The 25929-nt window shown below is 30.5% G+C and carries 23 protein-coding genes; 16 read left to right on the top strand and 7 right to left on the bottom strand.

The genetic code is table 11. From position 1 onward, the window contains the following. Position 1 precedes the first annotated feature (1 nt). Together Q1A15_RS12740 and Q1A15_RS12745 are read left to right on the top strand one after the other, a co-directional pair. Positions 2-628, top strand: coding sequence for a hypothetical protein (locus Q1A15_RS12740; RefSeq protein WP_299624343.1), 627 nt, complete (start codon positions 2-4; stop codon positions 626-628). A gap of 73 nt (positions 629-701) precedes the next feature. Beyond that, positions 702-944 carry a hypothetical protein gene (locus tag Q1A15_RS12745; RefSeq protein ID WP_299624346.1) on the top strand — a complete coding sequence of 81 codons (243 nt, stop codon included), beginning with the start codon at positions 702-704 and terminating at the stop codon, positions 942-944. 93 nt (positions 945-1037) lie between these two features. Here Q1A15_RS12745 and Q1A15_RS12750 read toward each other — a convergent pair whose 3' ends face one another. After that, positions 1038-1457: a nucleoside-diphosphate kinase gene (locus Q1A15_RS12750; RefSeq protein ID WP_299624349.1), complete on the bottom strand. Its 420-nt coding sequence runs from the start codon at positions 1455-1457 to the stop codon at positions 1038-1040. A 60-nt stretch (positions 1458-1517) separates the two neighbouring features. After that, complete coding sequence (locus Q1A15_RS12755) at positions 1518-2522, bottom strand: alkaline phosphatase D family protein (protein WP_299624352.1); 1005 nt, start codon at positions 2520-2522, stop codon at positions 1518-1520. A gap of 83 nt (positions 2523-2605) precedes the next feature. Here Q1A15_RS12755 and Q1A15_RS12760 point away from each other — a divergent pair, with 83 nt between their 5' ends. The 5 genes from Q1A15_RS12760 to Q1A15_RS12780 all read left to right on the top strand — a co-directional run bounded on the left by Q1A15_RS12760 (position 2606) and on the right by Q1A15_RS12780 (position 6643). Then, entirely contained in the window at positions 2606-3631 is a 1026-nt protein-coding gene (locus tag Q1A15_RS12760) for a bifunctional oligoribonuclease/PAP phosphatase NrnA (protein ID WP_299624356.1), read from the top strand. After that, complete coding sequence (gldI, locus tag Q1A15_RS12765; protein ID WP_299624359.1) at positions 3624-4169, top strand: gliding motility-associated peptidyl-prolyl isomerase GldI; 546 nt, start codon at positions 3624-3626, stop codon at positions 4167-4169. Before Q1A15_RS12760 ends, gldI begins: the two co-directional genes overlap by 8 nt. After that, positions 4156-4953 carry an FKBP-type peptidyl-prolyl cis-trans isomerase gene (locus tag Q1A15_RS12770; protein WP_299624362.1) on the top strand — a complete coding sequence of 266 codons (798 nt, stop codon included), beginning with the start codon at positions 4156-4158 and terminating at the stop codon, positions 4951-4953. Before gldI ends, Q1A15_RS12770 begins: the two co-directional genes overlap by 14 nt. Before the next feature lie 63 nt (positions 4954-5016). Next, the gene (locus tag Q1A15_RS12775) at positions 5017-6069 is read left to right on the top strand and encodes a peptidylprolyl isomerase (RefSeq protein ID WP_299624365.1); all 1053 of its coding nucleotides are present in this window, start codon (positions 5017-5019) and stop codon (positions 6067-6069) included. Further along, entirely contained in the window at positions 6059-6643 is a 585-nt protein-coding gene (locus tag Q1A15_RS12780) for a phosphatase PAP2 family protein (RefSeq protein ID WP_299624368.1), read from the top strand. Before Q1A15_RS12775 ends, Q1A15_RS12780 begins: the two co-directional genes overlap by 11 nt. A 2-nt stretch (positions 6644-6645) precedes the next feature. Here the strand turns inward: Q1A15_RS12780 and Q1A15_RS12785 are convergent, their stop codons facing one another. Continuing rightward, on the bottom strand, positions 6646-8286 hold the full coding sequence (locus Q1A15_RS12785) for a glycosyltransferase family 39 protein (RefSeq protein ID WP_299624372.1): 1641 nt from the start codon (positions 8284-8286) through the stop codon (positions 6646-6648). Positions 8287-8421: 135 nt separating this feature from the next. Between Q1A15_RS12785 and Q1A15_RS12790 the strand changes: the two genes are divergently transcribed. The 4 genes from Q1A15_RS12790 (at position 8422) to Q1A15_RS12805 (ending at position 13098) form a co-directional block, all read left to right on the top strand. Next, positions 8422-9444, top strand: a complete 1023-nt coding sequence (locus tag Q1A15_RS12790; RefSeq protein WP_299624375.1) for a DUF6588 family protein — start codon at positions 8422-8424, stop codon at positions 9442-9444. A 119-nt stretch (positions 9445-9563) separates the two neighbouring features. After that, a complete protein-coding gene (locus Q1A15_RS12795; protein WP_299624378.1) occupies positions 9564-11483 on the top strand; it encodes a PQQ-binding-like beta-propeller repeat protein in 1920 nt (639 codons plus the stop codon). A 119-nt stretch (positions 11484-11602) separates the two neighbouring features. Beyond that, a complete protein-coding gene (mdh, locus tag Q1A15_RS12800; protein WP_299624381.1) occupies positions 11603-12529 on the top strand; it encodes a malate dehydrogenase in 927 nt (308 codons plus the stop codon). Positions 12530-12612: 83 nt separating this feature from the next. Then, entirely contained in the window at positions 12613-13098 is a 486-nt protein-coding gene (locus Q1A15_RS12805) for a GNAT family N-acetyltransferase (RefSeq protein WP_299624384.1), read from the top strand. Positions 13099-13245: 147 nt separating this feature from the next. Here Q1A15_RS12805 and Q1A15_RS12810 read toward each other — a convergent pair whose 3' ends face one another. Genes Q1A15_RS12810 through Q1A15_RS12825 form a run of 4 tightly spaced genes read right to left on the bottom strand, consistent with a single transcriptional unit; the run spans position 13246 to position 16619 of the window. Beyond that, positions 13246-14064 carry a 2OG-Fe(II) oxygenase gene (locus Q1A15_RS12810; protein ID WP_299624387.1) on the bottom strand — a complete coding sequence of 273 codons (819 nt, stop codon included), beginning with the start codon at positions 14062-14064 and terminating at the stop codon, positions 13246-13248. Then, the gene (locus Q1A15_RS12815) at positions 14040-14795 is read right to left on the bottom strand and encodes a glycosyltransferase family 2 protein (protein ID WP_363322685.1); all 756 of its coding nucleotides are present in this window, start codon (positions 14793-14795) and stop codon (positions 14040-14042) included. The genes Q1A15_RS12810 and Q1A15_RS12815 overlap by 25 nt, the downstream gene beginning before the upstream one ends. A 3-nt stretch (positions 14796-14798) precedes the next feature. Further along, positions 14799-15899, bottom strand: a complete 1101-nt coding sequence (locus Q1A15_RS12820; RefSeq protein WP_299624390.1) for a glycosyltransferase — start codon at positions 15897-15899, stop codon at positions 14799-14801. Positions 15900-15902: 3 nt separating this feature from the next. Continuing rightward, complete coding sequence (locus tag Q1A15_RS12825) at positions 15903-16619, bottom strand: ATP-binding cassette domain-containing protein (protein WP_299624393.1); 717 nt, start codon at positions 16617-16619, stop codon at positions 15903-15905. A 134-nt stretch (positions 16620-16753) separates the two neighbouring features. Between Q1A15_RS12825 and Q1A15_RS12830 the strand changes: the two genes are divergently transcribed. From Q1A15_RS12830 to Q1A15_RS12850, 5 genes are all read left to right on the top strand, one after another. After that, positions 16754-19759 (top strand): tetratricopeptide repeat protein, encoded by a 3006-nt coding sequence (locus Q1A15_RS12830; protein WP_299624397.1) that lies wholly within the window; start codon positions 16754-16756, stop codon positions 19757-19759. Positions 19760-19772: 13 nt separating this feature from the next. Further along, positions 19773-21551 carry a hypothetical protein gene (locus Q1A15_RS12835; RefSeq protein ID WP_299624400.1) on the top strand — a complete coding sequence of 593 codons (1779 nt, stop codon included), beginning with the start codon at positions 19773-19775 and terminating at the stop codon, positions 21549-21551. Positions 21552-21638: 87 nt separating this feature from the next. Then, complete coding sequence (locus Q1A15_RS12840) at positions 21639-22781, top strand: hypothetical protein (protein WP_299624403.1); 1143 nt, start codon at positions 21639-21641, stop codon at positions 22779-22781. Positions 22782-22884: 103 nt separating this feature from the next. Beyond that, the gene (locus tag Q1A15_RS12845; protein ID WP_299624406.1) at positions 22885-24396 is read left to right on the top strand and encodes an alanine/glycine:cation symporter family protein; all 1512 of its coding nucleotides are present in this window, start codon (positions 22885-22887) and stop codon (positions 24394-24396) included. Positions 24397-24479: 83 nt separating this feature from the next. Continuing rightward, on the top strand, positions 24480-25928 hold the full coding sequence (locus Q1A15_RS12850) for a M20/M25/M40 family metallo-hydrolase (protein ID WP_299624410.1): 1449 nt from the start codon (positions 24480-24482) through the stop codon (positions 25926-25928). Position 25929: the final 1 nt, after the last annotated feature.

Here is a 25929-nt window from a genome sequence, read left to right on the forward strand (position 1 = left end):
TATGCGAAAATTTGAAAAAGTAGAGTGTACTAAACCTTTAGTGTTACTCTTCATGCTGATGTCTACATTAGGTGTTCTTGGAGTAACATTATTTATTTTAATTAAAGAAATTGGAGGAGGTTTAGACAAAGTATTAATAGCACTTGTTGTTTCAGCTATTTATTATTTTTTATTCAAGAAAAACTTTTCTGTCAGTAAAATAGATTTCAATCTATCAAAAGATAGATTAGAATGGGAAGATAATGTGGTGGCCTTTAAAGATCTTAAATATTATAAAATACATTGGATGAAAGGAGCAGGAATTAAGTTTAAGTTTAAAAACGGAAAAGTGCTACGAATAAGTTCTAATAATAACTTTTGTAATGCTGAAAATTTTGTTGATTTATGTGTTAAAATTGACAAGAACCTTAAAACTAATTATAAAGAAGAAGTAACTAAAAAGAAAACATTCTTTGAAACAAAATATGGTTATTATTTTGCTGTAACATTAACTATTTTTGTTGTAGTTATATTAATTGTAGGTCTATTCAACGGTCGTGAGTTTGATTTAGGGAAGATAGGAGTAATTACAGTTTCTTTAGCAACTGTATGGAGTGGCGTTCGATGGAAAAGAGACCCAAAAAACTAATAATATCTGTTTTTGGGTGTAAAAATATTTGATAAGTTTTTAATTATTTTAACCAACTATAAAAATTTAAATTATGTTAAAGAACATTGTAAATTTAGGAACAGCTTTAAGTAAAAAACAACAAAAAACAGTTTTAGGAGGATTTGGATCTTCAACAAAAACATGTGTTACTTGTTCAAATGGGTACGAAAAGTGTTGTACAGGAGATGAATCACCTAATGTGAATTGTGTAACGAAAACAGGAAAATGTGAGAAAACTCAGATTCCTAACACAGGAGAAGGAGGAGGAAAACCTGGAGGAAATCAAATCGAATAACTGTTGCATCAAATTATTTCAACACTTATTATATTAAAATAAAAAACGCGCTAGATATCTAGCGCGTTTTTTTGATGTTATATCTTTCTGTTCTTAGAACATTTCTCTTCCAGCAAAGTGGAAGTTTCCTTCGATTTCAGCGTTTTCATCAGAATCAGAACCGTGTACAGCATTTTCTCCAATAGAAGTAGCATATAGTTTTCTGATTGTTCCTTCAGCAGCTTCAGCAGGATTAGTAGCACCGATTAAAGTTCTAAAATCCTCAACAGCGTTATCTTTCTCTAAAATAGCAGCGATAATAGGACCACGAGTCATGAATTCAACTAATTCTCCGAAGAAAGGACGCTCTTTGTGAACTCCGTAAAAAGTCTCAGCATCACGCTTAGTCATTTGCGTTTTCTTCATTGCTACGATTCTAAATCCAGCAGCATTAATTTTTTCTAATATAGCTCCAGTGTGTCCGTTTTCAACAGCATCTGGCTTAATCATTGTAAATGTTCTATTTGTTGCCATTCTATGTTTTTGTCAAATTTAATTTCGCGCAAAAATACGCTTTTTAATGTTACGAGCAAGTTAAGGATAAATTTGAGAGATTTCTTGAAGCACTGCATTTCCATTTCCACGCATTTGAAAAATCACTTTATTGCTATCAAAATCAAATTGTAATACACCAAAACTTTCAGTAAAGATTACATTACCAACTCTTTTATCGTTAGTTTCTTTAGTGAAACCTTTATATGCATGTGTTAGTCCGCTCGATGTAAAATCAATAATTGGATAAGGAATACCTTTAAATTCTTCTTTAGAAAACTCAGAAATATGTCTGTCTCCAGACAATAAGATGGTGTTTTTAGCTTTAGAAGTTTTAATAAGTTGGATTAGTTTTTTGGTTTCATGAGGAAAATTAGCCCATTTTTCAAATCGATGCTGACTAGAAAGTACTTGAATGCTACTCATGATAATATTAAAATCAGCTTTAGAGTTATTTAATTCCTGTTCTAACCATTTCCATTGTGCTTTTCCTAAAATAGTACCTTCATTAAAAGTATTTGCAATATATTTTTTCTGACTACTATTTTCATCTCTTTTCAAAGCGGTTCTATGATAGCGAGTATCTAATACAAAGATTTTTACTGTTCCTTTTTTTGTTTTAAATTCTTCAGCATGATAAACGCCTTGTCTTTTTCTTCTTGAATCGGTAGAACTAACATTAAGAAAGTCTAGAAATAATTGTTGACTCTCCTTTTTCTTTACGTATTCTTCACCAGCATCGTTTTTGCCATAATCATGATCGTCCCAAGTGGCAAGAATTTTAACTTTTTCAGTTAATTCTTTGTATCCTTTTTGTTTGAATTGAGCATCGTATTTTGCTCTCATTTCAGTCATGTTATCAGTGTCAGCATAAATATTATCACCACCCCAAATCCAAACATTAGGATTTAGTGCGATAATATCGTCCCAAAATTTATTTTCAACTGAAGATTTATTACAAGATCCAAAAGCGATTGTAAAATCATTTTGACTGTTAGCAAAACAATACGTAAACACCGTGAATATTAAGATAAAATGTCGTTTCATTTAGATTAAAAATTAGTAAACAAATTAACAAATCAGATATTATTAAATATTTAAAAGAATATTAAATTGTATATTCGCTGTCTATGATTCTAAAGAATTTTAAAGAACTTTCAAGTTATCTAGAGACATCGAGACGTATAGTAATTATAGGTCATAAAAATCCTGATGGTGATGCAATTGGCTCAACTTTAGGGTTAAAACATTATTTTGATAAAAAAGGGCATACAACGCAAGTGTTAATGCCAAATGAGTTTCCAGATTTTTTACATTGGATTCCTGGTGTTGAAACTGTATACAGATTCGATCGTCAGAACAATCAATGTGTAAAAGCTTTATCTAAATCAGATATCATTTTTCTGCTAGATTTTAATGCATTGCATAGAGTAGGAGATGATATGAAAAATACATTAAGTAAATACGAGAACGATTTAGCTTTAATCGATCATCATCAACAACCAGACGATTTTACGTATATGTATTCAGATACATCAATTTGTTCAACGTGTCAAATGGTGTATAATTTCATAGAAATGTTTGATGATCTTGATTTAATAGATGAAAATATAGCAACCTGTTTATATACAGGAATTATGACGGATACAGGTTCTTTTCGCTTTAGATCTACAACGAGTAAAACGCATAGAATTATTGCCGATTTAATTGATAAAGGAGCAAAAAATGATGTAATTCATAGTAATGTTTACGATGCAAACTCGTTTAATAGATTACAACTATTAGGAAGAGCGTTAAGTAATTTACAAGTACTTCCAGAATATAAAACAGCATTTATTCCGCTTACTCAAAAAGATAAAGAATCATTTAATTATCAAAAAGGAGATACAGAAGGAATTGTAAACTATGCTTTGTCTGTAAAAGGAATAGTATTCGCAGTTATTTTTATTGAAGATGTTGAGCAAAGAATCGTGAAAATTTCTTTCAGATCTAAAGGAAGTTTTTCAGTAAATCAATTTGCGAGAAATTATTTTAATGGAGGAGGACATGATAATGCAGCTGGAGGAAGATCAGAAGATAGTATAGAGAACACTATTCAAAAATTTACAGCGTTATTACCAAAGTATAAAAACGAATTGATGAATTCTTATGAGTAATAAATGTATAGCATTAGTAGCTTTAATTTTTATTTTGTGTAGTTGTAGTTCACCAGAAGCTCGTCGACCAAAGACTCATACAACATCTAATTTCTACAAAGAAGTTATTGCGGAAAACATAAAGCTTAATAATTTAGAAAAATCGCATATAGAGAGCTTTCTAAAAAAAGATACAGTAAATAACTTTTTAAGTTCTCCTAAAGGATTTTGGTATGCTTATAATGTTAAAGACACATTAAACAGTATGAAACCAGTCAAAGGAGACGTAGTAACACTAAGTTATAACATAAGCAACTTATACAATACTACAATCTATAAAGATCAAACAATAAGCTATAAAGTAGATAAAGAAGATTTCATTCCTGCGTTGCAAGATGGAATAAAGTTGATGAAAAAAGGAGAAACTATTACATTTGTCATTCCTTCGTACCGAGCTTTTGGGGTAACGGGCGATGGAAGCAAGATTGGAATGAACCAAACATTAAAAAGCAGACTAACATTAATCGACATTAAAAAACTAAATAATGAAATTAACTAAGATTTTGGCTGTAGCAGCCGTTGGAGTGTCTATTATTTCTTGTAATAATCAACAAGTAAAAACAAAAGCAAGTTTAGATACTTACATTGACTCAGTGAGTTATGCTATTGGATTAAACACAGCAGTGAGAATGAATATGGATGAAGCAGCAAAAAGCTTAAATCCAGATTTATATATTCAAGGATACTCTGAAGGAAGAGATTCTGCAAATACAACTTTAATTGATAGAAAAGATGCTGAGAAAATCATCAGTGGATATTTCCAAAAAGTTAGAATGGAGCAGATGAAGAAGAGAGAAGAAGAAATGAAGAAAAAAGCTGAAGTTGACTTCAAAGATTACAAGAAAGAAAACGAGCAGTTTTTAGTAGATAATAAAACTAAAGAAGGAGTAAAAACTACAGCAAGTGGTTTACAGTATATCGTAGTTAAAGAAGGTGCTGGTGAAGGACCAAAAACTACAGATAGAGTAAAAGTTCACTATCATGGTGCTTTAACAGATGGAACTGTTTTCGATAGTACAATGGAACCAGCTAAGAGTCCTGCTGAGTTTGGTGTAACTCAAGTTATTAAAGGATGGACAGAAGGTTTACAATTAATGAAACCAGGAGCAAAATATAAATTCTTTATTCCTCAAGAGTTAGCTTACGGATACCAACAAAGAGGTCCGATTTTAAAGCCTTTCTCAACATTAGTTTTTGATGTAGAGTTGTTAGAGGTTTTACCAGCTGCTCAACCAGCTCAATTAGGAGCAGGACATAGCAAAGGAGACGGACACGGTCACTAAAAAATAAATTTTAAAAGACATTGATATTACTTATCAATGTCTTTTCTCTTTTAATTTAAAAATATGAAATCAATAAAGTTTTTAATAGCATTAACTATAATTGCGATATCATCTTGTAAAACAGTTAAGTATCCAGAGCTGGCTGAAGGTTTGTATGCAGATATTCAAACAAATAAAGGAGATATTTTAATAAAGTTACATTCTGAAATTGTTCCGATGACTGTGGCGAATTTCGTTTCTCTTGCAGAAGGAAATAATCCTAAAGTTACAGATTCATTAAAAGGAAGACCTTTTTATGATGGAATTAAATTTCACAGAGTTATTAAAGATTTTATGATTCAAGGAGGAGATCCAACGGGTACTGGTAGAGGTAGCGGAGGATATCGTTTTGATGACGAGTTTCCTTTAAATGAAAATGGAGAATTAATATTTAAACATGATAGTGCAGGAATTTTATCAATGGCAAATTCTGGACCAGCTACAAATTCTGCACAATTCTTTATTACACACAAAGAAACACCTTGGTTAGATGGTAAGCATTCTGTTTTTGGAAAAGTAACTTATGGTCAGAATATTGTAGATACTATCGTACAAAATGATTACATCAATAAAGTTGAAATCATTAGAGTTGGTAAAAAGGCTAAAGATTTTAATGCGCCAGAAGTTTTCTTAACTGAATTATCAAATTCAGAAGAAAGAGAAAAAGAAAGAATAAGAAAGATAAAAATAGCTAAAGAAAATGTAAAAAAAGAGCTAGATTATTATAGTGCTTTTACTACAAAGTCTGGTTTAAAAGTAGTAAAGTTAAAAGAAACTACAGGAAAAAAAGTAAATCCAGATTTACCTACAACTGTACATTATACTTTACTAGATGATTTAGGTGTTAAAATAGCATCTAGTTTAGATCAAAGACAGCCTTTTACATTCACGATTAACGATCCGAATTATCCTTTAATAGCAGGTTGGAAAGAAGGAGCTTCTTTATTAAAAGAAGGTGAAAAAGCACGTCTTTTTATTCCTAGTTATTTAGGTTACGGAGAAGTAGGTCGCTTACCTGTAATTAAGCCAAATACGGATCTTATCTTTGAAATTGAAGTTTTAAAAGTTGGAAAATAGTTTACTTGATGCGCTCATTGCAAAAGATAAAGCGCTTTTAATTTATCTTAATAATTTAGGTAGTGAACAATGGGATGCGATGTGGTTAGCAATAACACATCAGTTCAATTGGATTCCTTTATTTGTTGTAATTCTTGGTTTAATTACTTGGAAATTTGGTGTTAAAAAAACACTATTTACATTGTTGTTCATAGCAGTTTTTGTTGCGTTTTCAGATCAATTTACGAACCTAGTTAAGAATTTAACAGGAAGAACTAGACCTTGTAATGCAATTGATATGCAAGAATATTTAAGACAATTTTCTTATAAACCTAGAGGGAAAAGTTTCTGGTCTGGACATGCATCTTTATCAACAACGTTTACAACATTTACAATCTTACTTTTAAGAAATAAGATTAAGTATATCTATTTACTTGTATTATTTCCTTTAGTTTTTGGATATAGTAGAATTTATTTAGGAGTTCATTATCCGATAGATGTTTCTACTGGTTTTTTATCAGGAATTGTAATTGGTACATTATTCTATAAACTATATAGAATTTTATTTCAAAAGATTTTTAAAGAAGCATTATAAAACTATTCTTTAAATAAACATTCTGTCATTTTACTAAATCTTAAGGGAATAACTTTAGTATTTGTTGTTCCTGCGATTTGAATATGAGTAGGTGTCCAGTTTAACTTAGGAGTTGTAAACACTACAGTATTGTTAACTAGTTTAGCTTTTGTGACAGCTCTAGAACGTTGAGCTTTAAATATAATTTGCAGTTCTAGTTTGTCAAGTTCAGAAATCAAATTTGTATCATAAGAAACAGAAATAATACTTTCTTTTTCTTTATTTACTACTGGATTAATCAGTTCAAATTGAGCTTTACTTCTTTTTTTATAACCATTTGTATTGGTCTCAATATACAACAAGCTTTTATTCTTTTTAATAAGAGAATCGGTAGCATTACCAGTTTTATTGAAAGTAACTAAAGCAAACTTATTCAAATCAAAATTTTGATTGTAATCATATAAATCATACTGATTTTTTCTACTTCTCCATGAATTTATTTGTAATGGTTTCTTTCCAGAATAGAACCAATAAAGAGAAGTGTTCTGGTAAGAATTTAAAAATAACGGAGTGGTATTTGCTAACTGTTGATCTAATTTTTTAACCCACTTTTTATTTCCGTGCATCTCAAATTGTTTAGGAACTAAACCATCATTAGCAACGATTATTCGTAGAGCTATAGTTGCTAGTAACGTTACTGACGCTAAAATTTTAAAAGCTTTTATTTTTTTGGGATTATCTATTAAATAATAAAAAGGAATAATAATAAGAGGTATTGAAATAGGAACCACCCACTGTGCTTGAACGCGACTTTTAAAAGATGAGATAAAAAAGAAAACAGCAAATCCAATTACTAAAAAACGTAAAGCTTTTTCAAACTGATCTTTAACTCGAATTCTTTTAAAAAAAGCCAAGTATACAATAGGGAAAGTTAATCCTATAATTGCGATTAGATTTAAGATGTGATTTGTTGTATAATCTATTCTGTAACTTTTTGTATTTCTTTCAAATAAGTGATATTTAATTGAAGCAAAATCATTTAAATATTGCCAATACAAGTGAGGAGAAAATAGTACTATAGTTGCCAAAGTTGTTGCCCAAATTTTCCAGTCTTTTAATACTTTTAAGTTTGAAAGTAAAACAAAGAAAATAATTAAAACAGCTTGATATTTACTATATAACATTCCTGCCATGGCTATTGCTATAATAGCATAGCTGCTAAATTTTTGTTCAGAAATATACTTTTGATAACCAACCAAAAACAAAGCAAAAAAGAAAAGTAATGGCGTATCTGGTACAGTTATAAACCCATAAACATTAAATAAAGCTGTAGTTGTTAGTAATAATAAAAACAATCCAGTGTATTTATTTTTTTCAGGATGTTTAATAAGTGTCCAAACAAAATAAAAAGTAAGGCTTAATGTTATTGCAGAGAAAAAACGAATACTTAACTCTCCTGAACTAAAAAAGAATTTCGATATGGTAATCCATAACGCTATCATTGGAGGGTGGTCAAAATATCCCCAATCTAGATTATTACTATAAGCCCAATAATAAGCTTCATCAGCTAAAAGTTCAGTTGAATATCCTTGAATTACATTCAAAATAAATAATAAAATAAGAAAAACAGGAACTGTGTATTTAGATGTTAAAATCGCTTTCATTGCGACAAAACTAAAAAAAATAAAAGGTCTATTGAGGAGAATCACTCATAGTTTTTTAGGAGAAATACCTAAAATTGGGTAATAGTATTGAATTAAGTTTTTATATTTTTACATAAACTATCAATACTATATAAGATGAGGAAGATTTTATTATCGCTTTTTATGTGCTCAGCAATAGGTTCTTATGCACAAGAACTTGAAACTATTTTATTGGCAAGGGAAGATGCTGCAAAAATTACTAATGCATATTTACAACCTGCTTTTAAAGGATTTATTTATAGTATGAATAACGGCTGGTACCATACGGCTAAGGTTCATAAAAAGTTTGGCTTTGATATAACTATAGGAGCTAGTACTTCTTTTATACCAGAAAAAGATGAGATTTTTGATTTAGCAGCTATTGGGTTGTCGAGTAGTACTACATTCGACAGAAATTTAACACCAACCGTTGGTGGAGATTCAGCTACACCAGCTACACTTACATATCAATCTACAGTTGCTGGGCAAAACGTCTCAGCTAACTTTCAAATGCCAAATGGAGTAAAAGAAGACTTGCCATTTAATTCGGTGCCTGCTCCTTCAATTCAAGTTGGTATTGGTTTACCATTTAAATTAGATGCAATGGTTAGATATACTCCAAAAGTAGGTTCTGATGATGTAAAAGGAAGTGTTTTTGGTTTTGGTTTAAAGAAGGAAATTACAGATTGGTTTGGTATTGTTGATAAAACACCTTTACATATTTCCCTTTTAGCAGCATATTCTAATATGAATGTGGATTACGTAATCGGAGATGTTAATGATACGCAAATTTCAACTCAAAATGCTTTAACAGAGTTTAATTTAAATGCATATACTTTTCAAGCAATAGCATCATTCAATCTTCCTGTAATTAATTTTTATGGAGGATTAGGTTTCAATTCTGGTAGTACTACATTAAACATGCTTGGAGATTACACTTTGACTTATAGTACAAATAATCCATTAGTGCCGTCAGTTCAAGAAACAATTACAGATCCTTTTTCTTTAAAACAAGACGCGAGTAGTTTTAATGCTACAATAGGAGCAAGATTAAGCTTAGGATTCTTTAAAATCTTTGGTAGTTATACGTTACAAGAATACAATACTTTAAACGCAGGTATTGCTTTTAGTTTCAGATAAAAAATATAAAATAGTATTAAAAAAAGCCTAGGGATTTCCTAGGCTTTTTATTTCTCATTTATTTGACTAATTTAGCGAACTTTAACATAATTTAACATAGTTTAATATTAAAACCAATTATGAAGGCTAAATTAATCCTCGGGCTAATACTTTTATCTTTTATAAGTTACGCTCAAAAAAGTCCAGATCAATCTATCACGCTAGATAGTAAAATTGTAAATATTAATTTACATCAAATTACAGGTATTCCAGTAGTAACTACCAAAGGAGCTGTTTATGGAATAAATGGTGAAACAGGTGAAAAAATCTGGGAATTTAAAGAAACAGGTCTTGTAAAAAGTTTAAATCAATTAGGGCAAGATCAAGGTTCTTCATTTACTGAAATTCCAAACTCACCTTATGGTAAATTTAAAGAGACTGTGTTCAATATTAAATCTGGAAATAAAATTATTGACGACCAAAAAAACGCATTTAAAAGCATTATTGATACTAAATATATTTTTGGAAAAAAAGCAACATTATTCTTTGCGAAAGTAGAAAAAACAAAAGCAAAACTATTTTTAGTTGGTATCGAAAGTGATAATATACTTTGGGAGGCTACTATTGAATCTAATAAGAAAATGATTAGCACCTTAACAGGGTTAGGAGGTATTGGTAATTTTATTCAGAACGAAGATAAAATAGCATTCACTACTGGAAAAACTGTTTTTCTTATGAATAAAGCAGATGGAAAAGTAATCTTAACTGAAAAATACAACGCAGGAAAATTATTTTTTACAGAAGATAACAAAGCTTTAATAGCTGTAGAGAATAAAAGTAGTTCATTAATTGGAGGGGCTATAAAAGCAGGGTTTACAATGGGATTATCTTTACTAGGAAAAAAAGTTATTGGTAAAGAACTATTAGCTTTTGATGTAAATACAGGTAAAGAAGTATGGAAGAAGCCAATAAAATTAGATGAAGGTTTTGTAGATTATCAATTTGTTGATCAAAAATTATTCGTAATTCACAAAGACGGTGCTAGCCTTTATGATCCAGCATCAGGAAAAGAAGTATGGAAAAAAGAGTTCAAAAGAAAGAAAGTGAAATATGCTGAGAAAACTCCTGAAGGATATATGGTGTACTACAAGAATAAAAAACATTTAGTAGACAATGTTGGAAAGAAAATTTGGAAAAGACCTGAAAAAGTAATTAAAAATGTTGATTTTGAAGTTGATGATGAAGAAGAGTTTACTTCTTTTGAATACGATCAAGGAGTACTTTTTGTAACACCATACAGAATTGAATACTTTAAAAAAGGTAAAGAAAAAAGAGAGTATAAAATTAGTTTAGATGAAGAAAGCGATAAGTTGGCTTACGATCAAAAAAATAAAAATCTAATTTTATTAAAAAAGAAAAAACTATATGTTTTAAATCCAGATAAAGGATTAGGAAAAGATCAAGTAAGAAAGATTAAGTTTGAAGAGCATGCAGCCATACATTCTGTAGAGGTTAGAAGTGATTCATATTTTATGAATAGTAATTGGGAGTATGCTATAACTGATAATCAAGGAAATGTAACAAAGCAAGAGTATTTTAAACAACCAGGAGAAGGATTACGTCATTTGAAAAATGCTGGTGCTTTTGCTATTGGTGTTACAGGGAGTGTTACTAAAATGTCAGGAATGTATAATATGTCAACAGGAGCTGGTCTTGCAGGAACTGCTGCCTTTGTTGGAAAACGAAATCTAAGTAAAGAAGGAGAAAGAAGGTTTAATAAAGGGATGAATCAGTACTATACTGGCGCAGCTATGGAGAATGTTGCTAATCTTTTATGGGACGATAAGCGTTACAGTGCATTTAAAGCAACTAAAAACAGCACGTTTTTTTATACTAAGAAAGACGGAAAAAAAGTATTACTTCAAATAAATAAAGACACTGGAGATATTATAGAAAGTTTTGAGTTTGGTGTGAATGAACCAAAATATAAATTAGATGAACCTTCAAAGAAAATATATTTCAGAAATGGAAGTGATTTAAAAATTTTCACATTTAATTAAAATACGTTAAAACCATCGAAATTCGATGGTTTTTTTATAAAACGAGCTTATTTTTTTCTTAAAAAAGAATTATTTTTGCTCATCTTAGATTATTAATTTTCAACAAAAAAATATATAAAATGAAAGTAACAGTTGTTGGAGCAGGTGCTGTAGGCGCAAGTTGTGCAGAGTACATTGCTATTAAAAATTTCGCTTCTGAAGTCGTATTAGTAGATATTAAAGAAGGTTTTGCTGAAGGTAAGGCAATGGACTTAATGCAAACTGCTTCTTTAAACGGATTTGATACTAAAATTGTAGGAACTACAGGAGATTACAGCAAAACTGCAGGTTCAGACATCTGTGTTATTACTTCTGGTATCGCTCGTAAGCCAGGTATGTCTCGTGATGAGTTATTAGGAATTAATGCAGGTATTGTAAAAACTGTTTCTGCTAGCTTAATCGAGCATTCTCCAAATACAATTATCATCGTAGTATCTAATCCAATGGATACTATGACATATTTAGTACACAAAACTACTGGATTACCAAAGAATAGAATTATTGGTATGGGTGGTGCTTTAGATTCTGCTCGTTTCAAGTATAGATTAGCAGAAGCTTTAGAAGCTCCAATTTCTGATGTAGACGGAATGGTAATCGGTGGTCACTCTGATAAAGGAATGGTGCCTTTAACTCGTTTAGCTACTCGCAACTCAGTTCCTGTTTCTGAATTCTTATCTGAAGAAAGACTTGAGCAAGTAAAACAAGATACTAAAGTTGGTGGTGCTACATTAACTGGTTTATTAGGAACTTCTGCTTGGTATGCACCAGGTGCTGCAGTTTCTGGTTTAGTTCAAGCTATTGCTTGCGATCAAAAGAAAATCTACCCATGTTCTGCTTTATTAGACGGAGAATACGGTTTATCTGATTTATGTATCGGTGTACCAGTTGTGTTAGGTAGAAACGGAATTGAAAGCATCGTAGAGATTAACTTAAGTGATGCTGAAAAAGAGCACTTAGCTGCTTCTGCAGATGCAGTAAAAACTAACAATGCTAACTTAAACTTATAATCAAGTTTTAAGTGAAATAATAAAAAAAGCAATCTCATCGAGATTGCTTTTTTGTTTTTATCTTAGTTGTAAAATATTTGAAAGTGAGTGCAATTTATAGAAAAGTAAAATCAGAAGATAATTCATATTTAGCAACAATAATTCGAAATATTATCGAAGAGTTCGATGCGCCTAGAACAGGAACAGTATATTCAGATGAATCTACCGATCATTTGTATGAATTATTTGAAACACCAAATTCAATATTATGGGTAGCCGAAGTAGAAGGTGAACCTGTTGGTTGTTGTGGAATTTTTCCTACTGAAGGCTTAGATGAAGGATACTGTGAATTAGTGAAATTTTATATTTCAAGTTCGGTAAGAGGCAGAGGGATAGGAAAAGATTTAATGTTGAAAAGCATTGATTCTGCAAAAGAAATGGGGTATGAGAATGTATACTTAGAGAGCTTACCACATTTTTCTAAAGCCATAGCGATGTATGAAGAATCAGGATTTAAAACATTAGATACTCAATTAGGTAATTCTGGACATTCAAGCTGTAATGTTTGGATGGTTAAAAACGTGAATTAAAGCAGAAATGTGAAAGAAATGTTAAAGTCAAAAAGGTTTTGTAAGAACATAAATGTATGTGCGTCTACATTGCCAGAGACGTATTTAAAGTTTCTTTTTCATAGTTTTTCATAGCAATTTCCCGCTTCTGTTTTGAAGCGGGTTTTTTTATTTTTTATATTGATGAGGGTTTTCCCTAATCCCTTTTTTAAATAAAGTTCTAGCAAAATTTCTTGCCGAATTATCTATTCTCAATAATAAATCTTTTATTTTTTCTCCAGGTCTACCTCTAAAAGAAGTAACATGGAAAGTATCTGATGTGAGAACAGGAGTATCAGAAAAATAATAGTTAGAAACACAACATCTAGGTTTGTCAACTAAAACTTTACTAACAGAATGCCAAGAATTTTGGTGTGTAGCCATTACAACCAATCTATTAAACTTGCTTTCTATAACAATCGGATCGTTTTTAAGACTATTAGGCCATAATTCTAAATTCCCGCCATTTTCAACTTTCCAATCAGGGGTTACATAATAAAGTAAATTTAAAACTCGCCAATTATTTCTATCCTTATCGTGAGAATTATCTAAATGCGGATTTAAATAACCACCTTTATCCATTAAAGAAAGTCCGCCAGCATATAAGTGTGGATCAGCATATAAATTATCAAGCGTACAGATTTCAGAAATTATATTAATAATTCTTGGATCTTGAAAAGCATAAATAACTTCTTCTAATAATGAATCGTATTTGTTCATTTGAAATGCAACAAACTTAAATTCTCTTAAATCTTTTCTTTTTACAGATTGATCTTTAGATGGAAAAACACGATGAATATCCTTAGCTAAATTTTCAGGTAAAAGATTATCGATATAGAAAAAACCTATTTTATCTTTTGATGCTTGAAATTGCTTCTTTAATGAAGTTTTTTCTGCATTTAATTGATTAAAAATAATAGTTGCTATGGTTTCTTTTTTGTACTCCATGTCAAACAATATTTAATAAATACTAATAAATAGAAGAAAGGGTAAAAGATGTAAGAACTAGAATCACTTTTTAATAGCGCTTCTTCTTTATAAATACTCCAATTTCCTGTTTTAGATACACCAGAAGATAAACATTCTGCAATACAAAGATCTGTAATTGTATAGCTTTCTTTGGATTTGTATAAGGCTATATTTAAATGGTAATCAGATAGAATTTTATATTTTAAATTATATTGTCTATCGTAAAATAATTCTTTGTTAAAAAGTGTTCCTTGATGATGAACAGCATTTCTTATCCAGATTTTCCAATCCCATGAAGGATGTTTGTAGATTTTTTTCTGATTATATATAAATGGATAATAATCTTTAACTTTATATTTAATTTTTCCAAAAATTAATTTCACTTTTTTTTCAAAATAAGCACTAAGAGTATCTAAAACATAATTGTTATAAAACCGATCATCTGCTCCCATAAAATATAACCATTCTCCATTAGCCAAATTAATACCTTTATTCATAGCGTCGTATATTCCCTTATCTTTCTCAGATATAAAATGAAATCTAGAAGGTAAAGTTTTTAAAAACTCTATCGTTCCGTCAGTAGAAGCACCATCAATTATCCAAACTTCAAAATTAGTGTAGCTTTGCGCTTGTATGCTTAGCAAACATTGTTTTAACTTCTTTAAGTTATTAAACGTTGGAATAATTATGGAAACAGTAGGGTTTATGATCTTTTATGATTTAAAAAATTCACTTAATTTTAATTGTTCTTTTTCCCAACATAATTCTTTGCTAGCTTTACGTTGGTTATGCTTGATTTTATTATATAAATTCTGATCTTCTAAAATTCGTGTTATTGCTTTAGCTATAGTTTCAGGTTGATAAGAGTCTACAACAATACCAACTTTGTAGGAGTTTACAATATTAGAAATTTCTGGTAAATTTCCAGAGATTAAAGGTAGTTCAGCATGAATATAATCAAAAAGTTTATTGGGTAATGAAAATTCGAAACTTTTACCGAGTGGTTCTTCTAAAACCATACCAATATCAGCTTTTTTTGTGTAGTTTGGTAATTTTTCATGGGCTATTCTACCTAAAAAATGAACTCTTGATTCTAGGTTTTCTGATTGAACAAAATTCCCTAATTCCTGTTCAACTTTTCCATAGCCAATAATAACTAAGTCAACAGATGGGAGTAAGTGTAAAGCCTTAATCATAGGTTTAATTCCTCTACCAGGATTGAGTACACCTTGATATAAAATAACCTTGTTTTTTGTAGGAAAACTTACTTTCTCTTCAATAATTTTTCTATTAAGTACAGGTAAATTTCTAATTAGCCCCATGTTGTTCTTATGTCGATCATTGTAGAACTTAACAATTGACTGACTAACAGTGTAAGACTTTTTGATTTTTGGTAGAAAAAAAAATTCCAGCTTACGCCAAAAGCCTTGTACAAATTTACGGCCTTGTAATTCTGGTCCTTCAGAAAATAATTCATGACTATCGTATACTAATTCTGTGTTTCTTTTTAGAGAATTAGCAAAAAAACAAGCAGGTAATGTGTCTAAATCATTAGATAGTATGTAAGAATATTTACCGAAAAGTAAATAGAAGAATAATCGAATATTATATTCAGCGTAAAAAAGAAAGTTATTGTTAAACCAATGTTTTTTTCGAATTACTTTATAAGGTCGATCAATTTCGATTGTATTAGGTAAAACTCTACCGTATACTAAAACATCAAAGTTGTTTTCTAAAAGAAAAGTACAAACTTTATGAACTCTTTGATCTGTAGAAATATCGTTAGTAACAGCAACAAAAATCTTTTTTTTCAATAATTAAGTATTTTCATTTTCACTTTGGTTTTGTGGTGGTGGCATTTGCTGAACAACCTCAAACAATTTACCTCCTTCACATTTAACAGTTTTCTGTTTAAATTTTACAATTAGTTGATAATCGTGAGTTGCCATAAAAATCGTTTTCCCACTTTTATGAATTTCATTAAGTAACTCCATAACCTCTAAAGAAGTTCTAGGATCTAAATTACCAGTTGGCTCATCAGCTAAAATAAGTTCAGGATCGTTAAGCAAAGCTCGTGCAATAGCAACACGTTGTTGTTCACCACCAGAAAGTTCGAAAGTTTTTTTGTAATACTTTTCTTTCATACCAACTTTATCTAAAACTTCGTAAATTTTATCTTTACGCTCGTTTTTATCTTTCCAACCAGTTGCTTTTAGTACAAATTCAAGATTGTCAAAAACATTGCGATCATTTAATAACTTGAAATCTTGAAAAACAATTCCTAGTTTTCTTCTTAAGAAGGGAATATCTTTTTCTTTCATTTTTTTCAAATCAAAGCCAACAATGCTACCCAATCCACGTTGTAATCGAAGATCACCATATAAAGTTTTCAATAAACTACTTTTTCCACTACCAGTTTTACCAATCAAATAGTAAAAATCACCTTTATTTAAGGTGAAGTTAATTTTCGATAAAACCAGAATGTCTCTTTGGTAGATATCTGCATTTTCTAAATGCAGTATTGGCTCTTGCATAAAAAGAAAGTTTTTACAAATCTATTATTTATTATCAATTTAAACCACTTTTTTTATTTTTGGCGATTATTGATCAAACAAAACAAAAAAAATAGCGTTATCTTACAGGGAACGGTATAAAGATAAATTCTAACATGAAATATAAATATTTATTTATAACACTCTGTTACTTTTTCAGTTTTTTAAGTGTAAATGCACAAAATACTGAGGTGCAAACAAATATCGATGCGAAATTTCATAGAGCAATAACTTTATATAACAATAAAGCGTATTCTGGAGCACAACGGGTGTTTAAAGAAGTGTCTGAAAATACCTCAAAACACAATCTACAAACTGATGCTGATTTTTATGATGCGATGTGTGCAATTAAATTAAATCAGACAGATGCAGATACAAAAGTGTTAGATTTTGTAAAAAAACATCCATATAGTAGTAAAAAAGAAAAAGCATTTTTAAATGTTGGAAATTACTATTTCGCAAACAGAAAAGCTTCTCATTCTTTAAAGTGGTATTCAAAAGTGAATCCAGCGCTTTTAAACACAGAAGAGAAAAAAGAATTAAACTATAAAATGGGATATGCGCTTTTAGTGTCAAATTATTTTGAAGATGCTAAGAAGAAGTTTGCAACATTATTAGGAGATCCTAGATATGGAAATGATTCAAGATATTTTTACGGATATATAGCATATCGACAAGAAAACTATGGAGAGGCTGAAGATAATTTAGCGCAGTTGGCAGATAACGAAACGTATAAATCTGAAGCGAATTATTACTTATTAGATATGGCTTTTAAAAGCGGAAAGTTTGAAAAAGCAGCGCAGATAGGTGAGAAGATTTATCCGAACGCAAAAGAAAAGCAAAAATCAGATATCAGTAAAATTATAGGTGAAAGTTACTTTAACCTAAAACAATACGATAAAGCTGTTCCTTTTTTAAATCAGTACCAGGGGAAAAAAGGAAAGTGGACAAATACTGATTATTACTATTTAGGATACTCTTATTATAAATTAGAAGATTATGAAAGTGCAATCGGACAATTTAATAAGATTATTAACGGACAAAATAATGTGGCACAAAGTGCTTACTATCATTTAGGAGAATGTTATTTAAAAGCTGGAAAGAAAACAGAAGCTTTAAATGCATTCAAAAATGCCAGTGAAATGAATTTTGATCCTGTAATTACTGCAGATGCGGATTTAAACTATGCTAAATTGAGTTATGAAGAAGGAAATCCGTACAAAAGTGTTCCAGATGTTTTAAAAGCTTATTTATCTAAATATCCACAATCACCAAATACACAGGAGATTTCAGGGTTATTAATCACATCATATTTAAATCAGCAAGATTATCAAGGTGCAATAGATTATTTAAAAGCTAATCAGAGTACAGAAAATAATGCTTTAGCAAACGAAGTTTCATTGTATAGAGGGATTCAATTATTTAATGAGCAAAAGCTTAGTAAATCGTTACCTCATTTCTTAATTGCTACAGATGCTGTAAACGATACAATTAAAAATAAAGGTCATTATTGGTTAGGAGAAACGAATTACTTATTAGGAAACTATAAAGGAGCTGTTGAATCTTTTTCGGCAGTAAGTAGTGCGAATTTTGAAGAAGCCAAATATCTAAACTATAACACAGCTTATGCATACTTTAAGCAAAAAGATTATGATAATGCTGCGACTTATTTTGAAGAGTTTTTAAAAGAAAATATAGATGAGAATGATTTAAATGATGATGCTTCAAATCGTTTAGGTGATTCATATTATGCCACAAAACGTTATGGAAAAGCAATGCAAGCTTATGATAAAGTGATAAAAGAAGGTGGAGCAGGTTCAGATTATGCACAATATCAAAAAGCAATGAGTGATGGTTTAATAGGAGATAGTAGCGCAAAAATTAAAGACCTTAAAAAATTAATTCGAGATTTTCCATCATCGAATTTAAAAGACGATGCTTTATTTCAGTTAGGAACAACATATACAGCTAAAGGAAATACAGTTCAGGCTAAAAAAGCATACAATCAACTTTTAACAGAACACAGTCAGAGTGGATATGTGCCAACGGTATTACTTCGTCAAGGATTATTACAATACAACAAAGGAAAAAATAAAGAAGCTTTAACTAAGTTTAAAGAAGTTGTAGCCAAGTTTCCAGGATCTAATGAAGCTAAACAAGCTGTTGCGAGTGCAAGAAATGTTTACGTAGATATAGGAAAAGTAAATGAATATGCTGCTTGGGTAAAAACAATAGACTTTGTTAACGTGTCTAATAGTGATATTGATAATACTACATATGAAGCCGCTGAAAATAAATTTTTTGAAAATGATAAAGTAAGAGCGATAAGCGGATTCAAAGAGTATATTCAAAATTATCCAAACGGAATTCATGCGTTAAAAGCAAATTTCTATTTGGCTAAATTATATTTTGACAGTTCAAAGAAGCAGAATGCAATTCCATATTATTCATTCGTAATAAACAAAGGAATAAATGAATTTTCTGAAGAAGCTCTAGCAAAATTAAGTCAGATTTATTTAGAAAAAGAAAACTGGAAAAAGGCTATTCCTTTATTAGAACGTTTAGAGCAAGAAGGGAATATAGATCAGAATTTAATCTTTGCTCAAAGTAATTTGATGAAAGGATACTATGATAGAAAGGATTATACTAAAGCAGTTACTTATGCCGAGAAGGTATTAACTAACGGTAAAATAGATCAAGTAGTAGGAGAAGATGCTCAAATTATTTTAGCTCGTTCTGCAATTAAAACGAACGATTTTACTACTGCTCAAGATTATTACAGTGCTTTAGATAATACTGCTACAGGAGAGTTAAAAGCAGAAACATTGTACTATAAAGCATTCTTTTTACATGAAGAAGAAGCTTACGAAAGTTCAAACGAAGAAGTACAAAACTTAATTGCAAACTATGCAAAGTATCAATACTGGGGAGTTAAAAGCTATATTATTATGGCGAAGAACTATTATAAACTTAAAGATGCTTACCAAGCTACTTATATTTTAGACAATGTCGTTAAAAACTTTACACAATTTAAAGATCTTAATGAAGAAGCCAAAAACGAGCTGAATAAGATTCGAAGTAAAGAAGCGAAAACAAATGAATCAATTAACTCTAAACAATAAAAGTTAAAAGAGAATGAAAAGAGGAATAGTAGTAACTATAGCAATGTTTGTAGTAGGCTTTAGTGTAGCACAAAGTAAACCTAAAACCGAAAAATCTAAAGATAGCATCATAAAAACAGAAGTTGTAGAGGTTGTAACTTCTTATGCACCAAAAGTTACTGATGCTTTTAAAATAAAAAAGAAACCAGTAATTAAACTATCAGATAAAGCGAAACGTAAATCTTTAGAGTATAAAATTCAACCCGTTTCTGTAGCATCAAAATTTAAACCTAAAAGTGGTGTTTTAAAAGGAATTGATGTTGGTGATCGCGAGCGTTTATTTGATAATTATCTTTCTTTAGGTTTCGGAAATAACTTAACACCTTTTGTTGAAGCTTATTTTCAAAATACAAGTGCTTTTGAGTATGAGTATGGAGGAAAAATAAATTTTATTTCATCGAGTAATCCAGTTCAAAATACTGTATTAAATAGTAGTTATTATAATGCAAGTGTAGATTTATTCTTAAAACAAGAAATGCGTTATTTTGATTGGAAAGTTGGATTCAATGCGTATCGAAATAAATACAATTGGTATGGTTTACCTCCAGAAATAGTGTTTTTAGATACTACAACAAGTACTATTGAAGAAGAACAATTGTATCAATATGTTAATATTTTCGGGTCTATATTTTTTCAGAATAGTGCTACAAAAGAAGTAAACGCATCGATTGCATATTTTTCTGATGACCAAGAGTCAGATGAAATTCATGCAGATGTTGATGCCAACTTTGCCGTTTCTTTAGGAAGATTTGGTTTGAATTATGAGGATTTAGACGTGAGAACTTCATTAAACTTCATTATGGGAGGTTTCGATAGAGCGTATATCGATCCGCTTCAAAAAATAAATTATAGTTTTCTTACCGCAGGTGTTCATCCTTCGTATGCTTTTTCAATCAAAGATTTTGATATTAAAGTAGGAGGTAAAGCGTATTATTCTTTTGATGTAGAAAATACTCAAGGAAAGTTTTTTGCTTATCCAGATGTAGAGGTTAATTATCCTATTATACCAAGATTTGCAAATATCTATGCTGGAGCTACTGGAGATTTAACAGTGAATTCTTATGAAAGTTTTTCTTCAGAAAATCCACATGTTTCTCCAACATTAAATATTCAACAATCTAGTGAGGCGTTTAATGCTTTTGGAGGTTTTAGAGGAATATTAAGCGGTAACTTAAATTATAATGTAAGAGCTAGCTTTAAAAAAGAAGAGAATAAGGCATTTTTTGTGTTAAATGAAGCACTTTCAAACGGAATTAATATTGGTTACCCAAGCGGAATTTTATTTAGAGGTTACAATTATGGAAATTCTTTTAATGTAATTTATGATGACATTACTACAGTTGGTTTCTTTGGAGAAGTTACGTATGATTTTTCTAGAAAACTTAACCTAGGATTAAATGTTTCTTTTAATACATACAATACAACAACTCAAGATAAAGCTTGGAATTTACCACAAATAAAAGCAGATGTTTTTGCTAATTATAAGGTGAAAAAATGGTATGCTGGAGCGAATTTATATTTTATAGGAAGTAGAACAGGAGCTCAAACAAACGGAGCAACTTTTAATGCTATAGATTTAGATGCTTACATTGATTTAAATCTTAATGGAGGGTATCATTTTAATGATTTATTTTCAGTGTTTTTACAAGCAAATAACATTACGAATAGTAATTACCAGCGTTACACAAACTTCAACGCACAAGGATTCCAAATTATTGGTGGGTTCATTTGGAAGTTTGATGCGCTGTTTTAGGTAAATACTACTTTTTAAAATATAACAAAACACAACTATAATTTATGGTTGTGTTTTTATTTTAATAAAAAAACGTACCTTGAAAATATGTTAATTCATATTTCAAATTACATTACAGCATTAGTATGCTTGATCACATTTTTCGTTATTCAAAGAATATATCACAAAGAAAAATCTAGAGAATTAAAAACGAATTCTGTTGAAGGTATAAAATGGTTCGCTTTAGCTATTTTTTCTTGGGGATTAGGAGCTTTTTTGAACATAATGCTTATCGATTTCTTTAATGTATCCGCATCAAATAGTATTATAATAAGCATTGGAGTTTTATTTTCGCTATTAAATTCACTTTTCATTTTACTATCAATTCCTTCGATACAACATAATGAAAAAAGAAGTATTGTAATTCGAATTATAGAACGATTTACAAATAAAGAAGTGTTCATCATTTTCGGAGGAGTATTAACTATGATAGCCTCAGTTTTTATAATCTCTTTTTACACAAATAATCAAGTGAATTCCAGTAATAATGTAATTTGGTTAATCGATATTCCAATTTCTTTAGTGGTAGCTTTTGCATTATTACAAGAGTTAAACAAAGCATTTAAAAATAGAGGAATGCGTTTTATGGTGTTGCCTACATTAGCTTTGTTTTTATTGATTGTTGTTGCAGTTACACATCGAATTTTTCCAGAAGAGAGCGTGGCAAATTGGGTTGATACTAATATTTGGAGTGTTCTTGGTGTAATATCAAGTATTTCATTCAAGTTTTTATTTATACTCTTGTTTACGATCTTACTATACAGTTGGAAATTATTAGCTGAGAAAGAAGAAAAACAAACAGAATTACAAAATACAAAGCTCTTACAAGAAGATTTAATTCTTGAAAATGAAAAGCTACAAATAGCGAATGAAAGTCATTTAAGCACAATAAAAAGTTTGAAATCAGAAATTTTAGCAGAGAAAAAGAAATTCAAAGAGTTGCAATTAGCTTCTAAAGTAGAGTTATCTGATCGTCAAAAAGAAGTATTAGGAAATTTAGGAATTTGTGGAGAAGAAAAATCATATACTGAAATTGCTGAGGCAATGAATATAAGTGTAGATGGATTTCAAACTCACATTTACCAAATCAAAAAAGTACTTAATATTTCAGGAACAGGTGGAAAAGAGCAGTTAATTGCTTACGCTAAAGATCACGAATTACTTGATTTTGCTACGATTCAGCATGATTAACCATATGCTTAATCATTGCTACTTTTAAAAAGAGCATTGTGTAACCTTTACATGCTTTGTCTTTAAAAACATTTTTGTGTGAAACATTTTAATCACACAAATTATGGCATTTCTCATTCAAGAAGCACAAAGTTTAGATCAACAAATCAATCAATCTTTTCATGAAGCAACGAGTTGGTTTACCGACGCAATTTTATATCAAATTCCGATAACAAATACCATTTCCATTCCTTGGGTATTAATTATTCTTGTGCTTGGCGCATTATATTTTTCAATCTATTTCAAAGGAATAAATATCCGTAGTTTTTTAACTTCAGTAAATATCATTAGAGGAAAATATGATCATATTGATATTCCAAATCAAGAAGATGTTAAAGAAACAATACGAGTTGAAGGAAATGGAGAAGTATCACATTTTCAAGCATTAACAGCTGCACTTTCAGCAACAGTGGGTTTAGGTAATATAGCCGGAGTTGCCATCGCTTTGTCTATAGGTGGAGCTGGAGCTACATTTTGGATGATTATTATTGGATTACTCGGAATGGCGTCAAAATTTGTAGAATGTACTTTAGGTGTAAAATACAGAGAAATTGCAAAAGATGGAACTGTTTTTGGCGGACCGATGTACTATCTTAAAAAAGGTTTTTCACAATTAGGTTTTTCTAAAATAGGAAAGTTGTTGTCAGTTGTATTTGCAGTAATGTGTGTTGGAGGTTCTTTCGGAGGAGGAAATATGTTTCAAGTAAATCAAGCATTTAAACTATTCGAATATGTTACTGGAGCAGAAGAGAGTTTTATTTATGGAAAAGGTTGGATTTTCGGATGTATAATGGCAATTTTTGCTGGAATAGTAATTATCGGCGGAATAAAAAAAATAGCCAAAGTAACAGATAAAGTTGTGCCTGTTATGGTGGTCGTATATGTGTTCGCTGTTATTGTAGTTTTATTGACTAATTTTTCTGAAATTCCAAATGCGATATCACAAATTATTGAGGGAGCGTTTAATCCTGAAGGAATCGCTGGTGGTTTTATTGGTGTTATGATTCAAGGTTTTCGTCGTGGTGCATTTTCAAATGAAGCAGGAATCGGATCTTCTTCGATAGCACACGCAGCAGTGAAAACGAATTATGCAGCTAGCGAAGGTTTAGTAGCTTTATTAGAGCCTTTTATAGATACTGTTATTGTTTGTACTATGACTGCTCTAGCGTTAATTATAACAGGACAAATAACTGCTGGAAATGAAGTGTCTTTTGAGCAAGGAGCAATTTTAACTTCTAAAGCTCTAGAAAGTAGTATTTCTTGGTTTCCGTATGTATTAACTATAGCTGTGATTTTATTTGCGTTTTCTTCTATGATTTCTTGGTCGTATTATGGCTATCAAGCTTGGACCTTTCTCTTCGGAAGAAATAAAACCATTGGAAATATTTACAAAGTAATCTTTTGCATATTTACAGTTGTTGGAGCAGCAGCTACTTTAAATGCAGTAACCGATTTTTCTGATGCTATGGTTTTTTCTATGATGGTGCCTAACATGATAGGTTTGGTTGTATTAGCTCCGCAAGTATTAAAAGAACTAAAAAAATATAAATTAAAGATCAAGCAAAATAAACATTAATCAAAAATGTGTTTATAAGAACATGAAACTTACTAGGAAAAAAATAAAACCGTAATTTTAAACTCCATTAATTAAACCAAAACATGAAAAAAACTCTCATTTTTTTATTGGCAGCAACTGTAATTAGTAGCTGTAATACAGATAAAAAAGAAAAAGCTAATGAAACCAAAACTGTTGCTATTGTAAATAAAGCAGAGCAAAAGAAAGACAGTGCTAATATTAAACACTTTTTCAATGCAGCATTAACTGAAGGAAAATCATACGAATGGCTACGTGATTTAACTCAAAATATTGGAGGTCGTTTATCGGGTTCTCCGCAAGCTGCTAAAGCTGTTGTTTGGGGTGAACAACTAATGAAAGACGTAGGTTTAGATTCTGTGTGGTTACAACCTGTTATGGTGCCACATTGGGTTCGAGGAGAAAAAGAAGAAGCGTATTATACTGTAAACGGAAAGAAAAAAGATGTTCCTGTTTGTGCTTTAGGTTTTTCAATTGCTACTCCTGCATCTGGAATTAAAGCTGAAGTTATTGAGGTGAAAAGTTTAAAAGAAGCTGAAGAATTAGGCGACAAACTAAAAGGAAAAATAGTATTCTTTAACGGAGCTTTTGATGAAACTTTAATTAATACTTTTCAAGCTTACGGAGGTTGTGTCGGACAACGTTTTTCTGGAGCTAGAATTTGTGGACAGTTTGGTGCTAAAGGAGTAATTGTTCGTTCAATGACTAACGGAATTAACGATTATCCTCATACTGGAACAATGAGTTACGGAGAAATGCCAAAAGAACAATACATTCCTGCAGCTGCAATTAGTTCGAGAGCAGCAGAAAATTTAAGTGCAGATTTAAAAAAGAATCCAAGTTTACAGTTTTACTTCAAGCAAAGTTGCGAAACATTACCAGATGCGCCATCTCATAACGTTGTTGGAGAAATAAAAGGAAGTGAAAATCCAGAAAAAATTATTGTTGTAGGTGGACATTTAGATTCTTGGGATTTAGGTGAAGGTGCTCACGACGATGGAACAGGAGTTGTACAATCTTTAGAAGTTGCATACTTGTTAAAAAAGAATAATATAAAACCTAAAAATACAATTCGAATCGTATTCTTTATGAATGAAGAAAACGGAACTCGTGGAGCGAAAGAATACGCTAGATTAGCAAAATTGAATAAAGAAATTCATGTTGCTGGTTTGGAAAGTGATGCAGGTGGACATACACCTAGAGGTTTTTCTATTGATGCAAATGCAGAAAATACGGCTTTAGTTCAAAGTTGGAAAACGTTATTGGCTCCTTATGGTTTGCACGATTTAATTAAAGGTGGAAGTGGAGCAGATATTTCTCCGTTAAAAGACGATCATGTTACTTTAGCAGGATATAGACCAGATAGTCAACGTTATTTTGATTATCACCATACATCTACTGATACTTTTGATAAAGTAAATAAAAGAGAATTAGAGTTGGGTAGTGCATCTATGACAAGTTTAGTGTACTTAATGGATAAGTATTTGTATACAGACGAAAAAGTAAAACCATAAT

This window comes from uncultured Tenacibaculum sp. (assembly GCF_947495995.1).
In the GTDB taxonomy this organism is placed as follows: domain Bacteria; phylum Bacteroidota; class Bacteroidia; order Flavobacteriales; family Flavobacteriaceae; genus Polaribacter.